The organism is Bacillus sp. C30, assembly GCF_040838255.1.
GTDB lineage: Bacteria > Bacillota > Bacilli > Bacillales > Bacillaceae_G > Bacillus_A > Bacillus_A mycoides.
Genome location: NZ_JBFPJH010000043.1, coordinates 1 through 21,238, shown reverse-complemented (window position 1 = coordinate 21,238; position 21,238 = coordinate 1). Strand labels below are relative to the sequence as shown.

Below are 21,238 nucleotides of genomic sequence, written 5' to 3'. Positions count from 1 at the left end.
CTTATATAACAGTTTAATTGTATCGACAGTTGTTATGCTTGGACAACTTATCGTATCCAGTTTAGCAGCTTATGCTTTTGTTTTTCTTCAGTTTAAAGGTAGAAACTTAATTTTCTTCTTGTTTATTTCAACAATGCTTATTCCGTGGGAAGCAACGATGGTACCGAACTTTTTAACGATTCAAAACTTCGGATGGATTAATAGTTTTGCTGGGATGACGGTGCCGTTTTTTGCAACAGCTTTCGGTATTTTCTTACTACGTCAACATTTTATGACACTTCCGAATGAACTGAAAGAAGCTGCTTTTATTGAAGGGATTGGAAATGTAAGGTTTTTATTCAGTGTTGTAATTCCGTATTGTAAAACGAGTTTTATTACGCTTGGAGTATATAGCTTTTTAACAACGTGGAATATGTATTTGTGGCCGCTCTTAGTAACCACTGATGAAAAAGTAAGAACGGTTCAAATTGGTGTAAAGCAGCTTCAATCTCAAGAAGTTGCAACTGATTGGGGCAGTGTAATGGCCGGTGTTACGGTTATCGTCATTCCAACGTTGATTTTACTATTTTTAGGGCAAAAGCAATTACAAAAAGGATTAACAAAAGGTGCAATTAAATAAGCATACATAGGAAAAGGTGGGATTGAGATGAGTTTATTGAAAAAAAGTGCTGCTCTTTTAATGGCAGCCACAATGGCATTAACCGGCGCAGCTTGTTCAAATAGTAAAACAGAGGGGAAACCTGAAGCACAGGCAAAAGTAGCTCCAGTTGAAAAGAATGGTGATAAAACTGTAATTCGTTTCTGGCATGCAATGGGTGGAAAAACACAAGGTGTACTAGATGGGCTTGTTGCAGACTATAATAAGTCGCAGAATAAATACGAGATAAAGGCAGAGTTCCAAGGAACATACGAAGAGTCTTTAACGAAATTTAAAACGATGTCTGCAACGAAAGAAGCGCCAGCTCTTGTTCAATCGAGTGAAATTACAACGAAGTATATGATTGATAGCAAAAAGATTACGCCTATCGATAGCTGGATTAAAAAAGATAAGTACGATACATCAAAATTAGAAAAAGCAATTACGAACTATTATTCAGTTGATGAAAAAATGTATTCTATGCCGTTTAATTCATCTACACCAGTATTAATTTATAATAAGGATGCTTTCGCGAAGGCTGGATTAGATCCAGAGAAAGCTCCGCAAACATATGATGAGTTAAAAGAAGCGGCGAAAAAGTTAACGATTAAAGAAGGCGGAAATGTAAAGCAGTATGGATTTTCAATGCTGAATTATGGTTGGTTCTTTGAAGAGTTGTTAGCGACACAAGGTGCTTTATATGTAGACAACGAAAACGGCCGTAAAGATGCTGCAAAGAAAGCGGTATTTAACGGAAAAGAAGGTCAAAAAGTATTTGGGATGTTAGATGAATTAAATAAAGCTGGTGCACTTGGAAAGTATGGAGCAAGTTGGGATGATATTCGTGCTGCGTTCCAGTCTGGACAAGTTGCTATGTATTTAGATTCTTCAGCCGGTGTTCGTGATTTAATTGATGCATCTAAGTTTAATGTAGGCGTTTCGTATATTCCGTATCCAGAAGATTCGAAACAAAATGGTGTTGTTATTGGCGGTGCATCATTATGGATGACGAATATGGTTTCAGAAGAAACGCAGCAAGGTGCTTGGGACTTTATAAAATATTTAACGAAGCCAGATGTACAAGCAAAATGGCATACTGCAACAGGATATTTCTCAATTAATCCAGATGCATATAATGAGCCATTAGTAAAAGAGCAGTATGAAAAGTATCCGCAGTTAAAAGTAACGGTAGAGCAATTACAAGCAACGAAGCAATCTCCAGCAACTCAAGGGGCATTAATTAGTGTATTCCCAGAATCAAGAGATGCAGTTGTAAAAGCATTAGAAGCAATGTATGACGGAAAGAATAGTAAAGAAGCTTTAGATGAAGCTGCAAAAGCAACAGATAGAGCAATTAGTATTTCAGCTCGTACGAGTCAAAAATAAGAGAAAGCCGCATCCTTTTTCAGGATGCGGCTTTCTCTTATTGGGAGATAAGGGATCAAAGAAATGATGAAGTCTTATCTCTTTTATATGAGTAAAGGGTCTAGAATGAATTTTGTCTTTTTCATTATTTGTTTAACTCCATTGCAACTTGTTTCCCATTTACAAAAACCTCTGCCACCGCTACTACAACTTCCATCACTTTTTTCATATCTCATCTCTCCTTGTTTTTTGTTTCATTTCTTACTTTTAGTATAAAGAAATATAGTAATTGCAATTATCGAATTGGATGACAAGAGACTTACAGTGTTGTAAGGATAATAGTTTTATTTGTAATAAATGCTATTTTGGATTATGATTCAGAAATTTCTGTCGTTTTAATCTATAATTAGAAAGAGAATGGTTTAGAAAGAAGGGGAAGAAATGAAGAGAATACTTGTTATTAGTGATATTCATGGAGAAATAGAAAAGTTCGAACAGTTATTGGAAGAAGCTCAATACGATGCAAGACAGGATCAATTGATTTTATTAGGGGATTATGTAGATCGTGGTCCAAATGCGCGTGCAGTAATTGAAAGGGTAAAAGAGTTAAAAGAAGCGGGAGCCCTCGTTCTAAAGGGCAATCATGAAGATATGATGATCAAGGCGTTAACGACTGATGAGGAACGTTCATGGAACCATTGGGTAAAAAGGAATGGTGGAGATAAAACGTTATATAGCTATGGATTTGTAGAAGAAGACATTGCTGTTAATGAGGAAAACTTCCAAAAGCCGATTTTACAATCTCATATATTAGAGGAACATGTAACGTTTATTCAAGAATTAGATCATTACATTGAAACAGAAGAGTATATCTTTGTACATGCTGGTGTTGAGCCGATGAATCGAGTTTCTGAATCAGAACCATATACATTAATGTGGATCCGTAATGAATTTCATAATGGATATAGCGGCGAAAAGGTTGTTGTATTTGGCCATACGGAAACAAAAACGCTTCATGGTAGTGAGAATTGCGGAGTGTATTTTGGTAGTAATCGTATTATTGGAATTGATGGCGGGGCTGTGTATGGTGGTCAGTTAAATTGTTTGGAGTTGCCAAGTAAAAAGGTATATGTAGTAAAAAATTGAAAGAGATAAGAGGAATCTTATTTCTTTCAATTTTTTATTAAGCAAAATTTAAGAAAGAGCCTTTATAATAAAGGTTCAAAATTTTATATCGAGTAAAACTTTAGAAGGAAATAGTTGAAAATGAAATTACATAATATGATTACATTATTTCGTTATGAAGAGAAGAGATGCAATAATAAAGAGAGTTGAAATAGATTGTGGAAGGTGAGAATATGCGCTTACTTGTAGTAGAAGATAATGCCTCGTTATTAGAGTCTATCGTACAAATTTTACGTGATGAATTTGAAGTGGATACGGCAATGAATGGGGAAGACGGCTTGTTTTTGGCGCTGCAAAACATTTATGATGCAATCTTGCTTGATGTGATGATGCCAGAAATGGACGGATTTGAAGTGATTCAAAAAATACGTGATGAAAAGATTGAAACGCCAGTCCTGTTTTTGACAGCGAGAGATTCTTTAGAAGATCGAGTGAAAGGATTGGACTTTGGTGGAGATGACTATATTGTTAAGCCGTTTCAGGCCCCTGAATTAAAAGCGAGAATTCGTGCATTACTACGCAGAAGTGGTAGTTTAACAACACAGCAGACCATTCGCTATAAAGGAATTGAATTGTTCGGAAAAGATAAAGACATTCAAGTAGATGGACAAGGTATTAAGCTGACATTAAAACAATACGAGCTACTAGAGTATCTCATTCAAAATAGCGGGAAGATTTTAATGCGTGAACAAATTTTCGATCGTGTTTGGGGATTTGATTCAGATACGACAGTAGCAATTGTAGAAGTGTATGTACATCATTTACGTAAAAAATTAGAACCATTCGGTTATCAGAAAGATATTCAAACCGTCCGAGGTATTGGATATATATTAAAAGAACAATGAGAAAGGGAAGCATGTTTCAAAAGACACGTATTCGTCTAACTATATTGAATTCGTTAGTATTTATCCTATTAATAGGTGTATTAGGTAGTATTATTTATTCGTACACATACAAGCGTACTTATAATGAAGTGGATCAATCTATAAAAATGATAACTCAGTATAGAGAAAAATTTGATGTTAAAATGCCACCACCAAGAAAACGTATAGAGAATATCAAAATTCGAGACCCACGGATAACTATAATAACTTGGAATGGAAAAATAGTGGAGATAGAAGGCGATAACCATAAATTTCGCTCTAACTTTGAAGAGGATTTGGAAAAGTTTTCTCCCAAAAAGGTAGGGGATTTGCAAGATATTGAAGTGCAAGGACGATATTTTAGAACGTTTGCGTTTCAAGAAGATGGAAAAATAGTTCAAATTGTACGTGATACAACAGCTGAAGAAGAAATGCTAAATACTTTATTTTTAATTCTCATAATAGGTTGTAGCATAGGAAGTCTATGTGCAATAGGTATCGGTTTTTTCCTAGCTGGCAGGGCACTCATACCTATTCAAAATTCATGGGAGAAACAGCAGCAATTCGTTTCCGATGCATCACATGAATTAAGAACACCGCTTGCAGTTATTCAATCAAAAACGGATGTATTATTCCAGTCCCCATCTGCTACGATAGAAGAAAAAGCCGTGGATATCTCTACAATTTCAAAAGAATGTAGGCGGCTATCGAAACTCGTTAGCAATTTATTGTTGTTAGCACGTTCGGATTCTAATCAAATTGAGATGGATAAGAAAACATTCGAACTGGATAAGTTGTTAGAAGAAATTATAAATCCATATAAAGAAATTGCCTTTTATCAAGAAAAAGCGATGATATTAAAAGTAGAACGTGATATAACGTTTATGGGTGATAGAGAGAGAATCCATCAAATGATGGTCATATTGTTAGATAATGCGATGAAGTATACGAATGAAGATGGGCATATTCAAATTGATTGCACACAAACGAGTAATTCAATTCGTATACGGGTGAAAGATAATGGGATAGGAGTTAAAGAAGAAGATATTCCAAATTTATTTGATCGTTTTTATCAAGGAGACAAAGCAAGAAGTATGTCAGAAGGAGCTGGGTTAGGTCTTTCAATCGCTAATTGGATTGTAGAAAAGCATTATGGGAAAATATCTGTAGAGAGCAAATTGGGAGAAGGAACTTGTTTTGAAGTGATTTTCCCAAAAAATCAAAGATTATAAGTGAGAAGACGGCCTTGTTTTTAAAAGGTCGTCTTTTTTAAGGGAAAGTTAAGGAATAACTTGTAGCATGTATTACATAATGGAAACTTGTGATGGAAAGAAAAGATGTAAGGTTTTTTTGAATGAACTGGATAAATCATAAGGTTATTTCTAACAGAGATGAAGTTTATGTATAGTATAAAAAAAATTATGGGAAAGCTGGAAAAAGAAAGCGTGAGAGGGAGGAAGAAGTCTTGAAAAAGAAAATGATGACGGTATTCACTATTGGAGTAATGAGTTTAAGTATATTAGGGGGTGCCTCCCCTTCTGGAATGACAAAAGGAAAGACAGATTACACGCAGCGTAGTAAAGAACAATTAAATGATGGGAAAATACATGCAATGCATACGGAAGAAAAAGCGGAAAAGTTAGGCATTGAAACGGATGGGAAAGAACAAATTACGTTAGAAAAAGAAATTCATGAGACGGAAGTAGGAAGAGAAGCTAATCAATTAGGTATCTCGGCAGAAGGGAAAGATGTTGGAATTCTTTCAGAAGAAATTTATGAAACAAAAGTGAGGAAAGAAGCGTTGAAACTAGGAATATCTATAGAGAATACGTCGATTGTAAGTTTAATTGATCAAATTAATAAGATTAAAATTAATAATGAAGCAGAAAAGCTTGGTGTTTCAACTAAAGGAAAAGAAATAGAAGAGATTGAGGAAGAAATCTACGGAACGAAAGTTAGAGAAGAAGCAGAAAAGCTAGGTATTGCTCAACAAGGAAAAGAGATGGAAGAGTTAGCACAAGAAGTGTACGAACAAAAAGTACAGGAAGAAGCAAAAAAATATCATATTGATTTATATGGCAAAGATATATATCAAGTATTAAGAGAAATAAATGAGCAAAAGGTAATAGAAATAGCAGATGAGCTTGGTATGGATAGAGCGAATTTTAAGATTCAAGATTTAGCGGAGAAGATAAATCTTGAACAACCTGAAAAGGGAAAAGAGCTTAAGTTTGTTCCTATGGTTCAAACAGATGCTGATGAATTTTATTCGTATTTAACGAATTAAAAAGGACGTGAGAGTGATACGAAAATGGAAGTGGTATATATGTATGTCCGTACTATGTATAGGAATATGGGGTGCATATACAAATGGGATTACAGCGTATGTGGAGAAAGTAAAGGGATTACTATTTTCAAGTGTACAAAGTCAAAAACGAATAGAGTTTAGTAATAACGATGAAAAAGTCATGTTATCAAATGTGCCTTTAATTCAGCAATTACCAGAGTTAGATAGAGGCTGCGAAGTAACAAGTTTAGCGATGATGTTACAATACGCAGGTGTTTCTGTAGATAAGATGAAATTAGCAAATGAAATAAAAAAAGTTAATTTTATGGAAGATGGTGTACGTGGGAATCCGAATGAAGGATTTGTAGGGAATATTTATACCTTTTCTGAATCCGGATACGGTGTATATCACGGACCACTTTTTCAGTTAGCAAAAAAATATTTACCGAATAAAGCTGTGGACTTAACAGGGAAGAGTATAGAAGAAATTTATAAGAGTGTAAAAGCAGGGCACCCGGTAGTCATGATTACGAATGCAACATATGCTCCTTTAGATGAAGATGAATTTACTACATGGGAAACAAATAGTGGGGATGTTTCTATTACGTATAATGAACATTGTGTTGTACTTGTTGGGTACGATAAGGAATCTGTATATATTCGAGATCCCCTCGATGATAGCTTAGATGTAAAAGTGCCAAGAGGAAAATTTGAACAGGCATGGGTGCAGATGGGGAGTCAGGCAATTAGCTATGTAAATAACTCCAAATAAATTAGGAAGAAGAGCATGAACTATATAACTATAAGGTGAAGGATAAAGATTTAAGGAATTGTAAGAGAAGTTTTGCAGATTTTTTTGAAGAGAAGCTGTTAAAAAACAAGAGAACTTTAGCTTATTATATATGCTAAAGTTCTCTTGTTTTTTAGGATTAAAATGTTTAGGAGAAGTGGATATGTAAAAATGCATAATTGACGAAAAAAATACATGTTATCATTATATATTGTTTTATACATGTTGATTGTATAAAATTACACAAGTGTTCTATTACATAAAGGAGGCTTATTATGCAAAATATATTTAACTGGGTTAAAAGTATGAGTATCAATAAAAAATTAATCATTTCATTTTTTATTATTTTAACTATACCAGGACTTATTATCGGTGGTGTTTCATATCAAACTGCCAAAACAAATTTTGAACAACAAATTACAGGTAAAGCAAAGGAAAATATTTCAGTTTTAAATACTGTTATTTCTCAAAATATAGAAGAGAAATTTGTTGATGCGACGTACTTTGCAGACATTTTAACAGAGGATACATATCCAAACGGACAAGAAGAAATAGTAAGAACGAAGTTAGCGCAATATATAAAACTCCATCCAGAAGTAGAAGGTATTTATATTGGAACACAGGCGGGAAAGTTTATAAGAGAACCATTTATCCAAATGGCTGATGGGTATAATCCAACAGATAGACCTTGGTATAAAGAAGCACATGAAAATAAAGGGAAAGTAATTGTTACTGCACCATATCAATCAGCATCTACTAAAAATATGGTAGTGACAATTGCTAAAGAAGTAAAAGATGGTAAAGGTGTTATAGGAATTAACTTAAATTTAGATAACATCTTAAAAATTTCCAAAATGATTAACATTGGTGAAAAAGGTTATGCAGTTATTCTAGATCAAAATAAGCAAATTGTTAGTCATCCATCTAGAAAACCAGGTGCAAAAGTTACTGATCCGTGGATTAAACCAATTTATGAAGAAAAACAAGGAAATGTGTCTTATACAGAACAAGGTGATAAAAAGAATTTAATCTTTGCAACAAATGAGAAAACAGGATGGAAAGTAGTTGGAGTTATGTTCGACGAAGAAATTACCCAAGCTGCGAATCCAGTGTTTTATAAGACTTTGATTGTCATTGCTATCGCTATTGTATTTGGTAGTGTATTAATTTATTTCATTACAAAGTCTATTACAAGACCATTAAGAAAAATAGCTGACTCGGCACATAAAATTAGTAAGGGAGATTTGACAGAGAAAATTACAATCCATTCCAAGGATGATATAGGGAAATTAGGGAATTCATTTAATGAAATGTCTGCCTCTTTACAAGATGTGATTACTCAAATTAGTTTTTCAGCAGAACATGTCGCTGCATCGGCTGAAGAGTTAACAGCGAGCGTACAGCAAGCAAATGATGCGACAGATCAAATTACAATTGCAATGGAACAAGTATCAGGTGGGGCTGAATCACAAAGTCAAGGTGTTGAAGAAGGTGCGGCTACATTACAACAGGTAAATACAGCAATTCAAGATGTAACTGGAAGCGCGGAATCAATTTCTATCTCCTCATTACATGCGAGAGAAAGAGCTGAAGAAGGGGAAGAATTGGTTGAACAAACAGCAAAACAAATGCAGTCTATTTCTAAATCGGTATCCGAGTCAGATGCTATTATTAAACTTCTTGATGAGAAATCAAAGCAGGTAGGAGCTATTTCTGATGCAATTCAAAATATTGCTACTCAAACGAACTTATTAGCTTTAAATGCGGCTATTGAGGCGGCAAGAGCAGGGAAGAGGATTTGCTATTGTAGCTGATGAAGTTAGAAAATTAGCAGAGCAATCAGGAGAATCATCTGGAGAGATTGCAAATTTAATTGCAGAAATTAAGGCTGATATTGAACATACTGTTAAGGCAATGGATAATGTGAGTGGGGAAGTTCAACAAGGCTTAGATGTTGTAACAAAAACGAAAGTAAGTTTTACAGAAATTTTAAGTTCTACTACTCATATTGTTTCTCAAGTTAATCAAATGGTAGAAACAACGAAGAGAATCGCTGGAGATGCAAATGAAGTGACAAACGCTATTGATGAAATTGCAGCGGCTGCAGAAGAAAATACAGCTAGTATGCAAAGTGTTGCAGCTTCAACAGAAGAACAAGTAAATTCGATGGAAGAAATTAGTTCGGCTTCGCAAAACTTAGCTGAGATGGCCGAAGAACTACAAGCAATGACTAGTAAATTTAAAGTATAATAACAGCAAACAAGTAAGGTGAAAATAATATCACCTTACTTATTTTTATATTCAGTAATTAGGGGAGTCATTAACGGGATGAAAAAAAGAAAAAGACTATGGAATTTATGGAAAACGATTACATTGTTAGTTTGTACAGTTGTAATTTTTTCTTTACTTGTTACAGATATATTAATTAGTCATAATGTAGAGCGGACAACGGAGGATAGCCAGGCAGAGAAAGCGAAAACAATTGCACATATTGTGGCGAATGATTCGATTGTAATCGATGGTTTGATTGGGAAAGCAGGTACTTCTGCAATTCAAACGTATACAAATAGAATATTAAAAAACACAGGTGTTCAATTTATTGTAGTTATGGACATGAATGGAATAAGAAAATCACATCCAGATCCTCAAAAAATAGGTCATCATTTTATTGGGGGAGATGAAGGGCCTGCATTGAAAGGAAAGGAACATGTATCGCTAGCAGAAGGAACTTTAGGTATTTCAATGCGAGTGTTTGTACCAATATTTTCTGAAACAGGTGAACAGCTTGGAGCAGTAGCTGTCGGTATTTCAGCAGATAATGTAAAAGAAAGAGTTAAGCAAAGTAGACATATTATTTATATTGGTGTCGGAGTTGGAGTATTAGTTGGGATTATAGGAGCAATATTGCTAGCTAGACATATAAAGAAAAGTTTATTTGGTCTTGAGCCGCATAGGATAGCAAAAATTCTTGAAGAAAGAAATACGATGTTGCTTTCGGTGAAAGAAGGTATTATTGCTGTAGATAAAGAGGCGAATGTAACTTTAATAAATAATGAGGCAAAACGATTATTTAAGAAAAGTGGACTTGAAGAAGACTTTATTGGTAAAGATGTTGAATTGTATATGCCAAATTCACGTATAAAAGAAGTGTTGCAAACAGGCGAGGTACAATTAAACGAAGAACAAAATATTTACGGAATTACGATTGTCACAAATCGTGTTCCTTTATATGTAAAAGGAGAAATAGTTGGCGCGATCGCAACATTTCGTGATAAAACAGAAATTAGAAAATTAGCAGAAGAACTAACTGGTATTAGGCTATATGCGGAAGCGTTACGGGCACAATCTCATGAATTTATGAATAAAATGCATGTCGTATTAGGGCTTACACATATGAAACAATATGAAGAATTACAAAAGTATATAAGCGGCATGGTATCAGAGCATCAATATGAAATTGGTGGGGTTATGAAAAGAATAAAAAGTCCAGTATTTGCTGGTTTTTTACTAGGTAAACTTAGCTATGCTAGGGAGAAAAATATAAAGTTAATTATAAGTGAAGATTCTTACTTGCCGGAAATATATGATGAAAGTATTACTCATGAACTTATTACGATTGTAGGGAACTTAATAGATAATGCATTAGAGGCAGTGATACATTGCAAAAAGAAACAAGTTGAAGTTGAGATACAATATCAGAATGCATTAACTATTACAGTACAAGATACGGGGAAAGGTATAGAAGAAGACGCAGTGGATGCATTATTTACAAAAGGTTATTCCACAAAAGGGGATAATCGCGGTTATGGTTTGTATCTTGTAAAAGAAAGTATACAGCGAATAAATGGGGAGATTCACATTTCCTCCTTATTAGGAGAGGGAACAACGATAACAATTGAAATACCTAAAGGTAGGGATGAGAAGCAAATATGATTAAAGTTTTAATTGTAGAAGATGATCCGATGGTTGCGATGTTAAATACGCATTATTTAGAGCAAGTGGGAGGGTTTGAACTTGTCCATGCAGTTAACTCAGTTAAAGCAGCGATAGAAGTGTTAGAGAAGTCACGAGTAGACTTCATATTACTTGATATTTTTATGCCTGAGGAGACTGGATTTGAGCTTTTAATGTATATTCGAAATCAAGAAAAAGAAATTGATATTATGATGATTTCAGCTGTACATGATATGGGAAGTATTAAAAAAGCATTACAATATGGAGTTGTAGACTATCTAATTAAACCATTTACATTTGAACGCTTTAAGGAAGCATTAACGGTGTATCGAGAAAAATTTACTTTCATGAAAGAACAACAAAAAATTAGTCAATCGGAATTAGATTCGTTAATTTTACAAAAAGAAAAAAGAGAGTCCTTTGACTATAAAGAGCTTCCGAAAGGATTAACAAAGCAAACATTGCAATTAATTTGGAAGAAAATCGAATCACTTAATGGACAAGCATTTACAACTGATGAAATGGCACAATTAGTAGGGGTTTCGAGAGTTTCTATTCGAAAGTATGTAATGTTTTTGACTGAAATCGGAGTATTAGAGAATGAAATGGTGTATCAAAATGTGGGAAGACCGGTGAGTAAATTAAGGTGTATTGACCAAAATAAAATAGACTTTTACGTATAAGCGACTTATTATAGGTCGCTTATACTTTTTTTAATTACAAAAGTAGTTACAAAACTTACAAAAGCTATTTTTACTATTGAAAGCGTTTTAATATTGTTATTAAGAAAACAAGGGGGTGCCATATGGGAATTCAAAAGAATGTGGAAGCGGTATCATTTTCTGAAGGCAATGAATTGAAAAGTGAATCTTTCGCTTCTAAAATTATGAACGTTAAAATCGGTGTTATACCTTTACCGTTATATGTAGTATTGGCTGCTATTATTTATGGAGCATCTGTATATAATAAATTACCAGCAGATATGATTGGTGGTTTTGCAGTTATTATGATCATGGGTATTTTCTTAGGTGACATTGGGATGAGAATTCCAATATTAAAAAATATCGGTGGTCCAGCAATTCTCTCATTATTTATTCCATCGTTACTTGTATTTTTTAACTGGATGAATCCAGCTTCAATGGAAGCTGCGACCATGTTAATGAAAAAATCGAACTTTTTATATTTATATATTTCTTGTTTAGTAGTTGGAAGTATTTTAGGAATGAACCGTAAAGTATTAGTACAAGGTTTCGTTCGTATGTTTATTCCTTTAGTAGTAGGGACGTTAGCTTCTGTAGCAGTGGGCTTATTAGTCGGTTCACTATTTGGATTTGAAATGAAGCAGACATTTTTCTTTATCATCGTACCAATTGTGAGTGGTGGTATCGGAGAAGGGATTTTACCATTGTCGCTAGCTTATAGTGATATTTTAAATGAATCATCAGCAACGTTTGTATCACAGCTTATTCCGGCAGCTATTATTGGGAATATGTTTGCAATCGTGAGTGCAGGGTATATGAAGCGTTTAGGTGAGAAGAGACCTGAGCTTAGTGGTAACGGTGTATTAGTGAAAACAGATAATCAAGCAGAGTTATTAAAAGAACAAAATACAGAGAAGCCAATTGACTTCTCATTAATGGGAGCAGGTTTATTAATTGCGTGTACGTTCTTCATCTTTGGAGGATTTGCTTCTAAGTTCATCGGTATTCCAGGAGCAATCATTATGATTTTCTCAGCGGCACTTGTGAAATACTTTAAATTAATGCCAGCAAAAATGGAACAAGGAGCATTCCATTTATATAAATTTATTTCAAAGAATTTAACTTGGCCGCTAATGGTCGGTTTAGGATTGCTATATATTCCGTTAAAAGACGTAGCGGCAGTTCTTTCTGTAGGATATGTTGTTGTTTGTGCATCGGTTGTTCTTACAATGGTAGCGTCAGGTTTTCTTATAGGAAAAGTGATGAAAATGTATCCAGTTGAATCAGCGATTGTAACTGGATGTCATAGCGGTTTAGGTGGAACTGGAGATGTTGCTATTTTATCAGCTTCAAATCGTATGGAATTAATGCCGTTCGCACAAATTTCAACGCGTTTAGGTGGGGCTGCAATGGTCGTAACAGCGACAATTTTATTAAAAATGTTTTCATGATCAAACAAGCTAGCTATATTCATATAGCTAGCTTGTCAAATTAAGGGGAGATTATAAGTATGTTAGAAAAACAAATTAATGAAAGATCATTGTTATTGCATAAAGAGTTAGTAGGGAAAATTGAAATTACAAGTAAAGTAGAAGTGAATACAGCGGACGATTTAAGTTTGACTTATACACCGGGGGTAGCAGAGTCTTGTAAAGCAATTGCGGCAGATGAGGAAACAGCTTATGACTATACAGCACGTGGTAATATGGTTGCAGTTGTTTCAGATGGAACTGCAGTACTTGGTTTAGGGAATATTGGACCGAAAGCGGCTATACCTGTTATGGAAGGGAAAAGTATTTTATTTAAAAAGTTTGCGAATGTAGATGCTTTCCCGTTATGTTTAGGGACGACTGATGTGGATGAAATCGTTACCCTTGTTAAAAATTTAGAGCCTACATTTGCAGGAATTAATTTAGAAGATATTGCAGCACCACGTTGCTTTGAAATTGAAAGACGATTAAAAGAAGAAACGAATATTCCTGTATTCCATGATGATCAACATGGGACGGCTATTGTCGTTTTAGCAGCTGTTATTAATGCACTAAAAGTTGTAAGTAAACAAATGGATGATGTGAAAATTGTTATTAACGGTGCGGGTTCGACAGGAATTGCAATTGGAAAATTATTATTAAAAGCTGGCGTAAAACATATTACGTTAGTTAGCTTAGAAGGTATTGTTTGTGAAGGTGAAACATGGATGAACGAAGCACAAATCGAAGTTTCAAAGAAGACAAATCGCGAATATGTACGTGGAACATTAAAAGAAGCGATTCATCAGGCTGATATTTTCATTGGCGTATCTGCTCCTAACGTATTAACGAAAGAACTTGTACAGACGATGAATGAGAAAGCGATTGTGTTTGCAATGGCGAATCCAATTCCAGAAATATTCCCAGAAGATGCATTAGAAGCTGGAGCTGCTGTAGTTGGAACTGGTCGTTCTGATTATTCAAATCAAGTAAATAATGTATTAGCGTTCCCTGGTATATTCCGTGGTGCATTAGACGTACGCGCGACTGATATTACAGAAGAGATGAAATTAGCAGCAGCATATGGGATCGCTAACATAATTACGGACGAAGAGCGTAATGCGAATTATGTAATTCCAAATCCATTAGATAAAAGAGTTGTTCCAAGTGTTGCAGAAGTAGTAGCGAAAGCAGCCATTGATTCAGGTGTGGCACAGATTACGAAAATGCCAAGTTATAAATAGTCAAAAGCAGCGCCTTGAAAAGGCACTGCTTTTTTTGAGATAAGAAATCAAAATAATGAAGAAGTGTAAATTTATTCAAGCTCCTTTCATTATTTATTTAACTCCATTGCAACTTGTTTACCATTTATTAAAACCTCAGTTACTGCTACGATCACTTCTATCATTTTTTTCATCTCTCATCTCTCCTCGCGTCATTTCTTACTTTAAGTATAAGAGAAGAGAGATAATCCACCTATCGAAGTACGTGACGTAGAAATTACATTGTTGTAAGGAAGTGTTTCAGTTTTGTCACTTTATTCGGCATTGATTACAAATTGATCATAATATCTTTCATTCACATATATGTTTAATACCCATAATCCAGATGAAGGTAGTGACATTACGAGAGGGAGTTCCTTTACGGTTGTATCGACTGTATTTGAAGTAGTCCAAGTTTGTTTGGAGGTTTCTTTTTGAAAGAGTACTGGTGTTGGAGTTGTAGTTCCTTGTTTTAACGCGATAATAGATAGTTTTCCAGTTGGCATTTCAGGATCCAGGAAGAACCACATTATTTCATTTTGCTCATTTGCGATAATAGAGCTATCAGCCATTGCAATTTTTCTTTCAATGCCTTTTAACGGTATTTTTCCTTCTACGAATGATGGTGCTTCTTCCCAATTTACATCTTTTAAGACACTAAGGTGAAAAAAGGAAGGTGCGTTAATTTGAGAGGATGACGTTTCTATTACTTCTTTTTTAGGTGCTGTTGAATCGGGTTGCGATTGCGCGCAGCCAGTAATGAGGAAGGAGAAAAGTAGCATAGTTCCGATTTTTTTCATGGTGCCACACTCCTAATTTTTATTGTTAGTGTAATTGTATTTGCTAGAAGACGAGACAATTCCTTTAAATCATAAAAAGAGGTCGTAAGTTTTGTACGACCTCTTTTGACATTTTCTATATTTGTTCAGTTGAAAAGGTTGGTTCTCTCTCTTTTTGAGGCATTGTTAAGAAAATAACAGAAAGAACAATACATACTCCGCCTAATAATTGATATGCTCCAAAAGACTCATTAAGCCAAGCGATTGAAACGATGGCAGCTACAAGTGGTTCAATGCTAGATAAAATACTTGTTTCTGTTGCTGCTAAATATTTAAGACTCCCGATATAAAGAAGGAAAGAAAGAGTGCCACTTATAATGATAAGAATAAGCATAGAAAAAGTTTGAAGTGTGAAAGTTTGCGAAATCTGATTCCACCCAAAAGAACGATTACAAATAAGCAGTGCAATCCCTCCAATTGACATCCCCCAACCAATTACTACAGTTGTTCCGCATTCTTTAATGAGAGAAGCTGGATGAAGGGTATAAAATGCAAATCCTATTGCCGTTAATAGTCCGAAAATAATGGCTGCTTTAGATAAAACAATATTTTCGATTGAGCCATTTGTAATAATAAAGTATGTTCCTGTTAGCGCAGTTATAATTGCGAGTATTTGCATAGAAGCAGGGAATTTTCTTTGCTCAAATGCAACATACATTGTAATAAGAACAGGGCCTAGAAATTGAAAGAGTGTTGCTGTGACCGCATTACTAATATGAACTGTTTCGATAAAAGCGTACTGCGCACCAAGCATGCCAAGAATAGAGAAAATAATAAGCTGTATAGAATGTCTAGGGTGTTTCCAAATTTGAAATATGTTTTGTTTCTTTATTAGTAAGAAAGACAAAAAAAATATTCCTGCAAGCAACAAGCGAATTGTTAAAAAATCAAGTGATGATACGTTAGTATGTTGAAATAGCCATTGAATCATCGGTCCAGATAATCCCCATAATGTGGCTCCTGTAATAATCATAATGAGTCCGATACGTCTACTTTTGTTCATGATCATGCATCTCCTCTTTAGTATTTGATTTTTTATGTGTGACATGATAAAAGGAATTATATATAAAATCTGGTACTGTAAAAAGTATCAGATTTTAGTTTTATTAAGGGGTCAGATATTATGTTAGAATTAACGCCTAATTTAAATATGAATAGTAAGAAGGCATTGTATGTGCAGTTGTATGAGTATATAAAAAAAGAAATTAAAGATGGAACGATTCCGGCTTTTACGAAATTACCGGCTAAGAGGAAGCTAGCAACATATTTACAAGTAAGTAAAAATACAGTAGAGGCAGCTTATGAGCAACTTCTTGCCGAAGGATATATTGAGTCGATTTCTAGAAAAGGGTATTTTGCATGTGAAATCGAGCAAATGATTCATGCGGAAGGTAGCGAAGAGGTAATAGGGGAAGTACCTTTTCAAGAGCAGGTGTATAAATTTGACTTCACTCAAACGGGTGTGGATACTAGTACTTTTCCGTTTCATGTATATCGAAAAATTACGAACGAGGTATGGCAATTTGAAAATAAAGATTTACTTTTTATTGGACATCCGCAAGGGGAGGTAAGTTTACGAGAAGCAATCGCGAGCTATTTGTATGAATCTAGAGGTGTGCGATGTTCGGCTAGTCAAATTGTAATCGGAGCTGGTACGCAAATATTAGTGAAGTTGTTATTTCAATTGTTAAAAGGAAGTGGCTATGCAGTTGAAAATCCAGGCTACCACCGAAAGATGGTTGTTTTCGAGCAGGGTGAACAAAATGTTCAAATGTTATCTTTAGATAAAGATGGTATTTGTATTTCAGAGTTAGAAAATAGTTCAGCTAATATTGTGTTTGTTACACCTTCTCATCAGTTTCCATATGGGATGATTATGCCTATCACGAGAAGGATGCAGCTTTTACAATGGGCGAAGAAAGAAGAAGGTAGGTATATTGTTGAAGATGATTACGATAGTGAATTTCGTTATTCGGGAAAACCTATACCGGCACTGCAAGGGTTAGATACAGACGGGAAAGTTATTTATATGGGGACGCTATCTAAAGCATTGTTGCCATCATTACGGATGAGCTATATGGTGTTACCAAAGAAATTGATTGAAAAGTATCAACAACAATATTTATTTTACACACAAAGCGTTTCAAGAATGGATCAAGAGATCATTAGGAAATTTTTAAATGACGGGCATTGGGAAAAACATATTCATAAAATGCGTGTTGTGTACCGAAAGAAGAGAGACCGTCTTGTTTCGGTATTAGAAAAATATTTTTCTAATCGCATTGAAGTAATAGGGGAAGATTCCGGCCTACATATTTTATTAAAAGTGCATAATGGGATGGAAGAGAAAGAATTAATGGAAGCTGCAGCTGAAAGGAGTATTAAAGTGTATCCTGCTTCGATATATTATAAGGAAGGGACTTCTCCCAAAAGTACAGTATTGCTTGGATTTGCGACTTTATTAGAGGAAGAAATTGAAGAGGCCATTCAATTATTATATACAGCATGGTTTACAAGAAAGTAAAAAAACATCCTCATAAATGGAGGATGTTTTTTTATTACTTTTCTTCATCTAGGAAAAGAACCATATGCTCTTCATCCCAATATTGTCCGTTATATTTTAATGAACGTTCTTGCACGCCAAACGTTTTAAAGCCTAATGACTCATAAAGTTTTTTTGCACCATCGTTTCCGACAACAACATCAAGCATAACTTGCTCTACTTCTAAAGATTTAGCAAGCTCAAGACATTCTTTAATAAGTGCTTTTCCCGCTCCAAGTCCGCGTGCTTTTGGAGACACGTATACTGAACCGATTTTTGCTTTATGTTCTTGTTTTACATATGGTTTCGTTTCCAGTGTTGCAACTCCGATTAAAGTGCCATCTTTAAATGCACCTAGTGTATAGTTCTCATCTTGTGCTAATTTTTGGGCTTTATATTCAATAGCACACTCTTTATTAATAATATCTTCATAAGAAGAGCTGAAAGCTTCCGGATTTTGTTTTAATCCTTCTACTCGAAGTTCTAAGTAAATTTCTGCTTCGTCTTTTGTTAATACATGGATATCCAATTGTATCACCCTCCAAATCTTTGACAGTTATACCTATATTTTATATTGAAATAAGAATAATTTCAAAAGCTTAGCTTATAATAGTTGGTTTTATAAATAAAATAGCACCAGTAGTGTTGACTACTACTGGTGATTTCACGCATATATTATACAAATGGTAATTCAATTATAAATTCTGTTCCGACTTCTAATTCGCTTTTAACTTCAATAGAACCATTATGAAGTTCTACAATTTCTTTTGCAACAGCCAGTCCGATACCTTTTCCACCTGTAGCTCGTGTTCTGGATTTATCGACACGGTAAAAGCGATCAAAAACATGTGGGATATCTTCTTTTGGAATACCTTCACCTTCATCTTGTACACTTATTGTAAAAGTATTTACACTGGTTAGTACACGTATTATTATAGAAGTGTTTTCTGGTGAATGTTGATAAGCATTGTGTAATAAATTTAACATAACTTGTTCCATACGTCTTTCGTCTATGCAAACTTCTAAATCATCTTTGCAATGTACATGGAGTTGCATTTGTTTGTTTGTTAATGTTGTTTTTGTTTTTTCAACCATTCGTTCTAAAAATGGTTTAAGAATTACTTTTTGTTTTTTTATAACAAACTGGTGTTGCTCTAATTGTACAAGCATAAATAAATCTTGTACGAGATCGGTTACACTATCCGTTTCGTCTTCAATGATTTGTAAGTATTCTTCACGTTCTTCTTTCGTTAGAGAATCTCTTTTTGCTACCTTTGCATAACCTTTCATATAGGTTAATGGAGTTAGTAATTCATGCGCTACACTAGCGAGAAATTCGTTTCGTTCTTTTTTCATATACGTAAGTTCACTAGATAAATCTTCAATCGTTTTTGCTAAGCTTCCAAGTTCATCATTTCGTTTAATTTCTAATTGAATCGGCTTATTTAATTTTGACATTTTTTCTGTCGCCCGCTTCATTTTTATAAGCGGTTCTGTAATAACACGAGAAAAAACAAAGACAGAAATAGTAGTTAAAATAATTGTCAAAACACTAATGATAAGAAATTGATTCATGAGTTTAAGTAACATATTTTCTAAGAAAGATGTCTTTAATAACATATATAACTTACCTTGAAATCCTTGAATTTCCAGCGGGCTTACTGTTGAGATGAATTTTGATTTTTTCCAGTTTTTTTCAACGATTAATCCACCTTCTGGGATAGTCTCAGTTTTACAAGTAAGTTGTTTTTGCATTTCTTTCGTTACGGGTTCTGAGGTAGAAATAATTTTGCCGTTATTGTCTGTTATAATGATAGCTATATCAGAGTTAGCAATTAATTCTGATTCAACTAAGTGTTCAGCCTCAGTGTTGATATCAAACTCGGGGTACACAGCACGTTTAGGCCGTTTACTGTGTTCAGCGCTTTCTGTGAGTTGCCTTTCTTTAGAATATGCACCCCACTTCGCGCGGTTTTTAATCATTTTACTATAGCGATTTCCTTTCTCTAAAAGAGCAAGAGTTTCCTCTTCAATGCGTATGTTTGAAAGGTTCTTATAAAAAGATACGAAGGCAATTGTTTCAATACATAAAGCTAATATTAAAAAGTATGTCCCAACTTTAAGGGAAAGTTTGCTCATTTTCTCACCATACCTTATTTCATATAGAGTGAAACTTTAATCAGTGGGGTTTTATCCATCCCCACTGATTAAAGTAATTATTCACTTTTCCATTTATATCCGACTTTATAGACGGTTTCTAAGTAATCTTCAACTGGAAATTCTTTTTTGCGTAATTTATCACGGATATTACGAATATGTGAATCGATAGTTCTGTATTCGATGTCTGTTTGATATCCCCAAATTTTTTCAATTAAATCATCACGGCTGTAAGCACGGTTTGTATTTTGTAAAAAGAGTCCAAGTAACGAGAATTCAATAGGAGTTAGTGAGATTCTTTCACCATAAACTGTAACAGTATGTTTCGTTTTATCCCACTCAATACCATTGAAGCTAATAAAGCCATCTTTCTTCGTACGGCGTAATATAGCCTCGATTCGCGCGACTAATACATGCTCATCGAATGGTTTTGTAATGTAGTCATCTGCTCCCATAGTCAGACCTTTGACCATATCATAATTTTGGTTGCGAGCTGTTAGCATAATAATTGGAACGTTGGAAATTTGACGGATTTGATAGCAAGTATCCCACCCATCCATATTCGGCATCATAACATCTAATAAAATAATATCGAAGTCCTTTTGTTCGATTAATTCTAGCGCTTCAAGGCCAGAAGTAGCTTTCATACAAAAATAGCCACGAGGGCTTAAGAACAGATCTAACAATCGTAACATACGTTCTTCATCGTCTACTAATAAAATTTTCACCATAATCTTGTGCACCCCAAACTATTCATTCTACTTGTATAGTTTACATGAAAATAATAAAAAACTCTTTTTATGTGATTGAATGGATGGCTGATTTTTTCAATCAGGGCAATTGACATAAAAAATGCACTAGTTTTGCACAACTATTTTTTATAATAGAAAACGTAGCGACACAAATACCCTATGTTGCGACATAACGTCATGTCATTTTATTTATAAAATGACAATTCCATTCTATTGTGTATGTGAGATAGAGAGGGTTTTCGTATTCACCTCGCATCGGATAAGAAAAATTTCCTATCTCACACTTTTTTTAAAAAGAGGATTGTACATATGAGTAAAAAAGTAGAGCATTTACAAAAAGAAAAGCAAGATCGTAATGCGGTTGTAATGTGTGTTGCGGTATCTATGCTTATTATGATAAGTTGTGTAAATAAATTTTTCGGGATTTTATAATAG

At 34.4% G+C, this 21,238-nt stretch carries 18 protein-coding genes and 2 pseudogenes; 15 read left to right on the top strand and 5 right to left on the bottom strand.

Features of this window, described 5'->3' with window-relative positions; all coding sequences use genetic code 11:
* From AB3X49_RS07535 to AB3X49_RS07480, 13 genes and pseudogenes are all read left to right on the top strand, one after another.
* Positions 1–619: carbohydrate ABC transporter permease (locus tag AB3X49_RS07535; protein ID WP_367961298.1), on the top strand; the 619-nt coding region annotated here is incomplete at its 5' end.
* 27 nt (positions 620–646) lie between these two features.
* A complete protein-coding gene (locus AB3X49_RS07530; RefSeq protein WP_367961295.1) occupies positions 647–2,023 on the top strand; it encodes an ABC transporter substrate-binding protein in 1,377 nt (458 codons plus the stop codon).
* Between the two features lie 420 nt (positions 2,024–2,443).
* Positions 2,444–3,148, top strand: a complete 705-nt coding sequence (locus AB3X49_RS07525) for a metallophosphoesterase family protein (RefSeq protein WP_367961293.1) — start codon at positions 2,444–2,446, stop codon at positions 3,146–3,148.
* 212 nt (positions 3,149–3,360) lie between these two features.
* Positions 3,361–4,032 carry a response regulator transcription factor gene (locus AB3X49_RS07520; RefSeq protein ID WP_002091066.1) on the top strand — a complete coding sequence of 224 codons (672 nt, stop codon included), beginning with the start codon at positions 3,361–3,363 and terminating at the stop codon, positions 4,030–4,032.
* 11 nt (positions 4,033–4,043) lie between these two features.
* Positions 4,044–5,282 carry a sensor histidine kinase gene (locus AB3X49_RS07515; protein ID WP_367961291.1) on the top strand — a complete coding sequence of 413 codons (1,239 nt, stop codon included), beginning with the start codon at positions 4,044–4,046 and terminating at the stop codon, positions 5,280–5,282.
* A 233-nt stretch (positions 5,283–5,515) separates the two neighbouring features.
* On the top strand, positions 5,516–6,337 hold the full coding sequence (locus tag AB3X49_RS07510) for a transporter (protein WP_367961289.1): 822 nt from the start codon (positions 5,516–5,518) through the stop codon (positions 6,335–6,337).
* Positions 6,338–6,380: 43 nt separating this feature from the next.
* Positions 6,381–7,109: a C39 family peptidase gene (locus AB3X49_RS07505; RefSeq protein WP_088032416.1), complete on the top strand. Its 729-nt coding sequence runs from the start codon at positions 6,381–6,383 to the stop codon at positions 7,107–7,109.
* A gap of 293 nt (positions 7,110–7,402) precedes the next feature.
* Positions 7,403–8,398: pseudogene (locus AB3X49_RS23195) on the top strand (HAMP domain-containing protein); the annotation flags it as partial.
* A gap of 39 nt (positions 8,399–8,437) precedes the next feature.
* A pseudogene (locus tag AB3X49_RS23190) lies at positions 8,438–9,377 on the top strand (methyl-accepting chemotaxis protein).
* A 78-nt stretch (positions 9,378–9,455) separates the two neighbouring features.
* Complete coding sequence (locus tag AB3X49_RS07495; protein ID WP_367961286.1) at positions 9,456–11,060, top strand: sensor histidine kinase; 1,605 nt, start codon at positions 9,456–9,458, stop codon at positions 11,058–11,060.
* Entirely contained in the window at positions 11,057–11,764 is a 708-nt protein-coding gene (locus AB3X49_RS07490) for a response regulator (RefSeq protein ID WP_367961284.1), read from the top strand. Before AB3X49_RS07495 ends, AB3X49_RS07490 begins: the two co-directional genes overlap by 4 nt.
* 122 nt (positions 11,765–11,886) lie before the next feature.
* Positions 11,887–13,233, top strand: a complete 1,347-nt coding sequence (locus tag AB3X49_RS07485; RefSeq protein WP_002167073.1) for a 2-hydroxycarboxylate transporter family protein — start codon at positions 11,887–11,889, stop codon at positions 13,231–13,233.
* A 59-nt stretch (positions 13,234–13,292) separates the two neighbouring features.
* Positions 13,293–14,495, top strand: coding sequence for an NAD(P)-dependent malic enzyme (locus AB3X49_RS07480; protein ID WP_367961282.1), 1,203 nt, complete (start codon positions 13,293–13,295; stop codon positions 14,493–14,495).
* A gap of 293 nt (positions 14,496–14,788) precedes the next feature.
* On the opposite strand, the gene AB3X49_RS07475 is transcribed toward AB3X49_RS07480, so the two are convergent.
* Together AB3X49_RS07475 and AB3X49_RS07470 are read right to left on the bottom strand one after the other, a co-directional pair.
* On the bottom strand, positions 14,789–15,313 hold the full coding sequence (locus AB3X49_RS07475; RefSeq protein ID WP_002029695.1) for a DUF4871 domain-containing protein: 525 nt from the start codon (positions 15,311–15,313) through the stop codon (positions 14,789–14,791).
* A gap of 115 nt (positions 15,314–15,428) precedes the next feature.
* On the bottom strand, positions 15,429–16,355 hold the full coding sequence (locus AB3X49_RS07470) for a DMT family transporter (protein WP_367961280.1): 927 nt from the start codon (positions 16,353–16,355) through the stop codon (positions 15,429–15,431).
* 120 nt (positions 16,356–16,475) lie between these two features.
* On the opposite strand from AB3X49_RS07470, the gene pdxR reads away from it, so the two are divergent.
* Positions 16,476–17,876, top strand: a complete 1,401-nt coding sequence (pdxR, locus tag AB3X49_RS07465) for a MocR-like pyridoxine biosynthesis transcription factor PdxR (RefSeq protein WP_367961278.1) — start codon at positions 16,476–16,478, stop codon at positions 17,874–17,876.
* Positions 17,877–17,910: 34 nt separating this feature from the next.
* On the opposite strand, the gene AB3X49_RS07460 is transcribed toward pdxR, so the two are convergent.
* From AB3X49_RS07460 to AB3X49_RS07450, 3 genes are all read right to left on the bottom strand, one after another.
* Entirely contained in the window at positions 17,911–18,423 is a 513-nt protein-coding gene (locus AB3X49_RS07460) for a GNAT family N-acetyltransferase (RefSeq protein WP_002029700.1), read from the bottom strand.
* Between the two features lie 146 nt (positions 18,424–18,569).
* Positions 18,570–20,033 (bottom strand): sensor histidine kinase, encoded by a 1,464-nt coding sequence (locus tag AB3X49_RS07455; RefSeq protein ID WP_367961276.1) that lies wholly within the window; start codon positions 20,031–20,033, stop codon positions 18,570–18,572.
* A gap of 77 nt (positions 20,034–20,110) precedes the next feature.
* Positions 20,111–20,782 carry a response regulator transcription factor gene (locus AB3X49_RS07450; protein ID WP_367961274.1) on the bottom strand — a complete coding sequence of 224 codons (672 nt, stop codon included), beginning with the start codon at positions 20,780–20,782 and terminating at the stop codon, positions 20,111–20,113.
* 330 nt (positions 20,783–21,112) lie between these two features.
* On the opposite strand from AB3X49_RS07450, the gene AB3X49_RS07445 reads away from it, so the two are divergent.
* Positions 21,113–21,235: a hypothetical protein gene (locus tag AB3X49_RS07445; RefSeq protein WP_002125145.1), complete on the top strand. Its 123-nt coding sequence runs from the start codon at positions 21,113–21,115 to the stop codon at positions 21,233–21,235.
* The last annotated feature ends 3 nt before the right edge of the window (positions 21,236–21,238 follow it).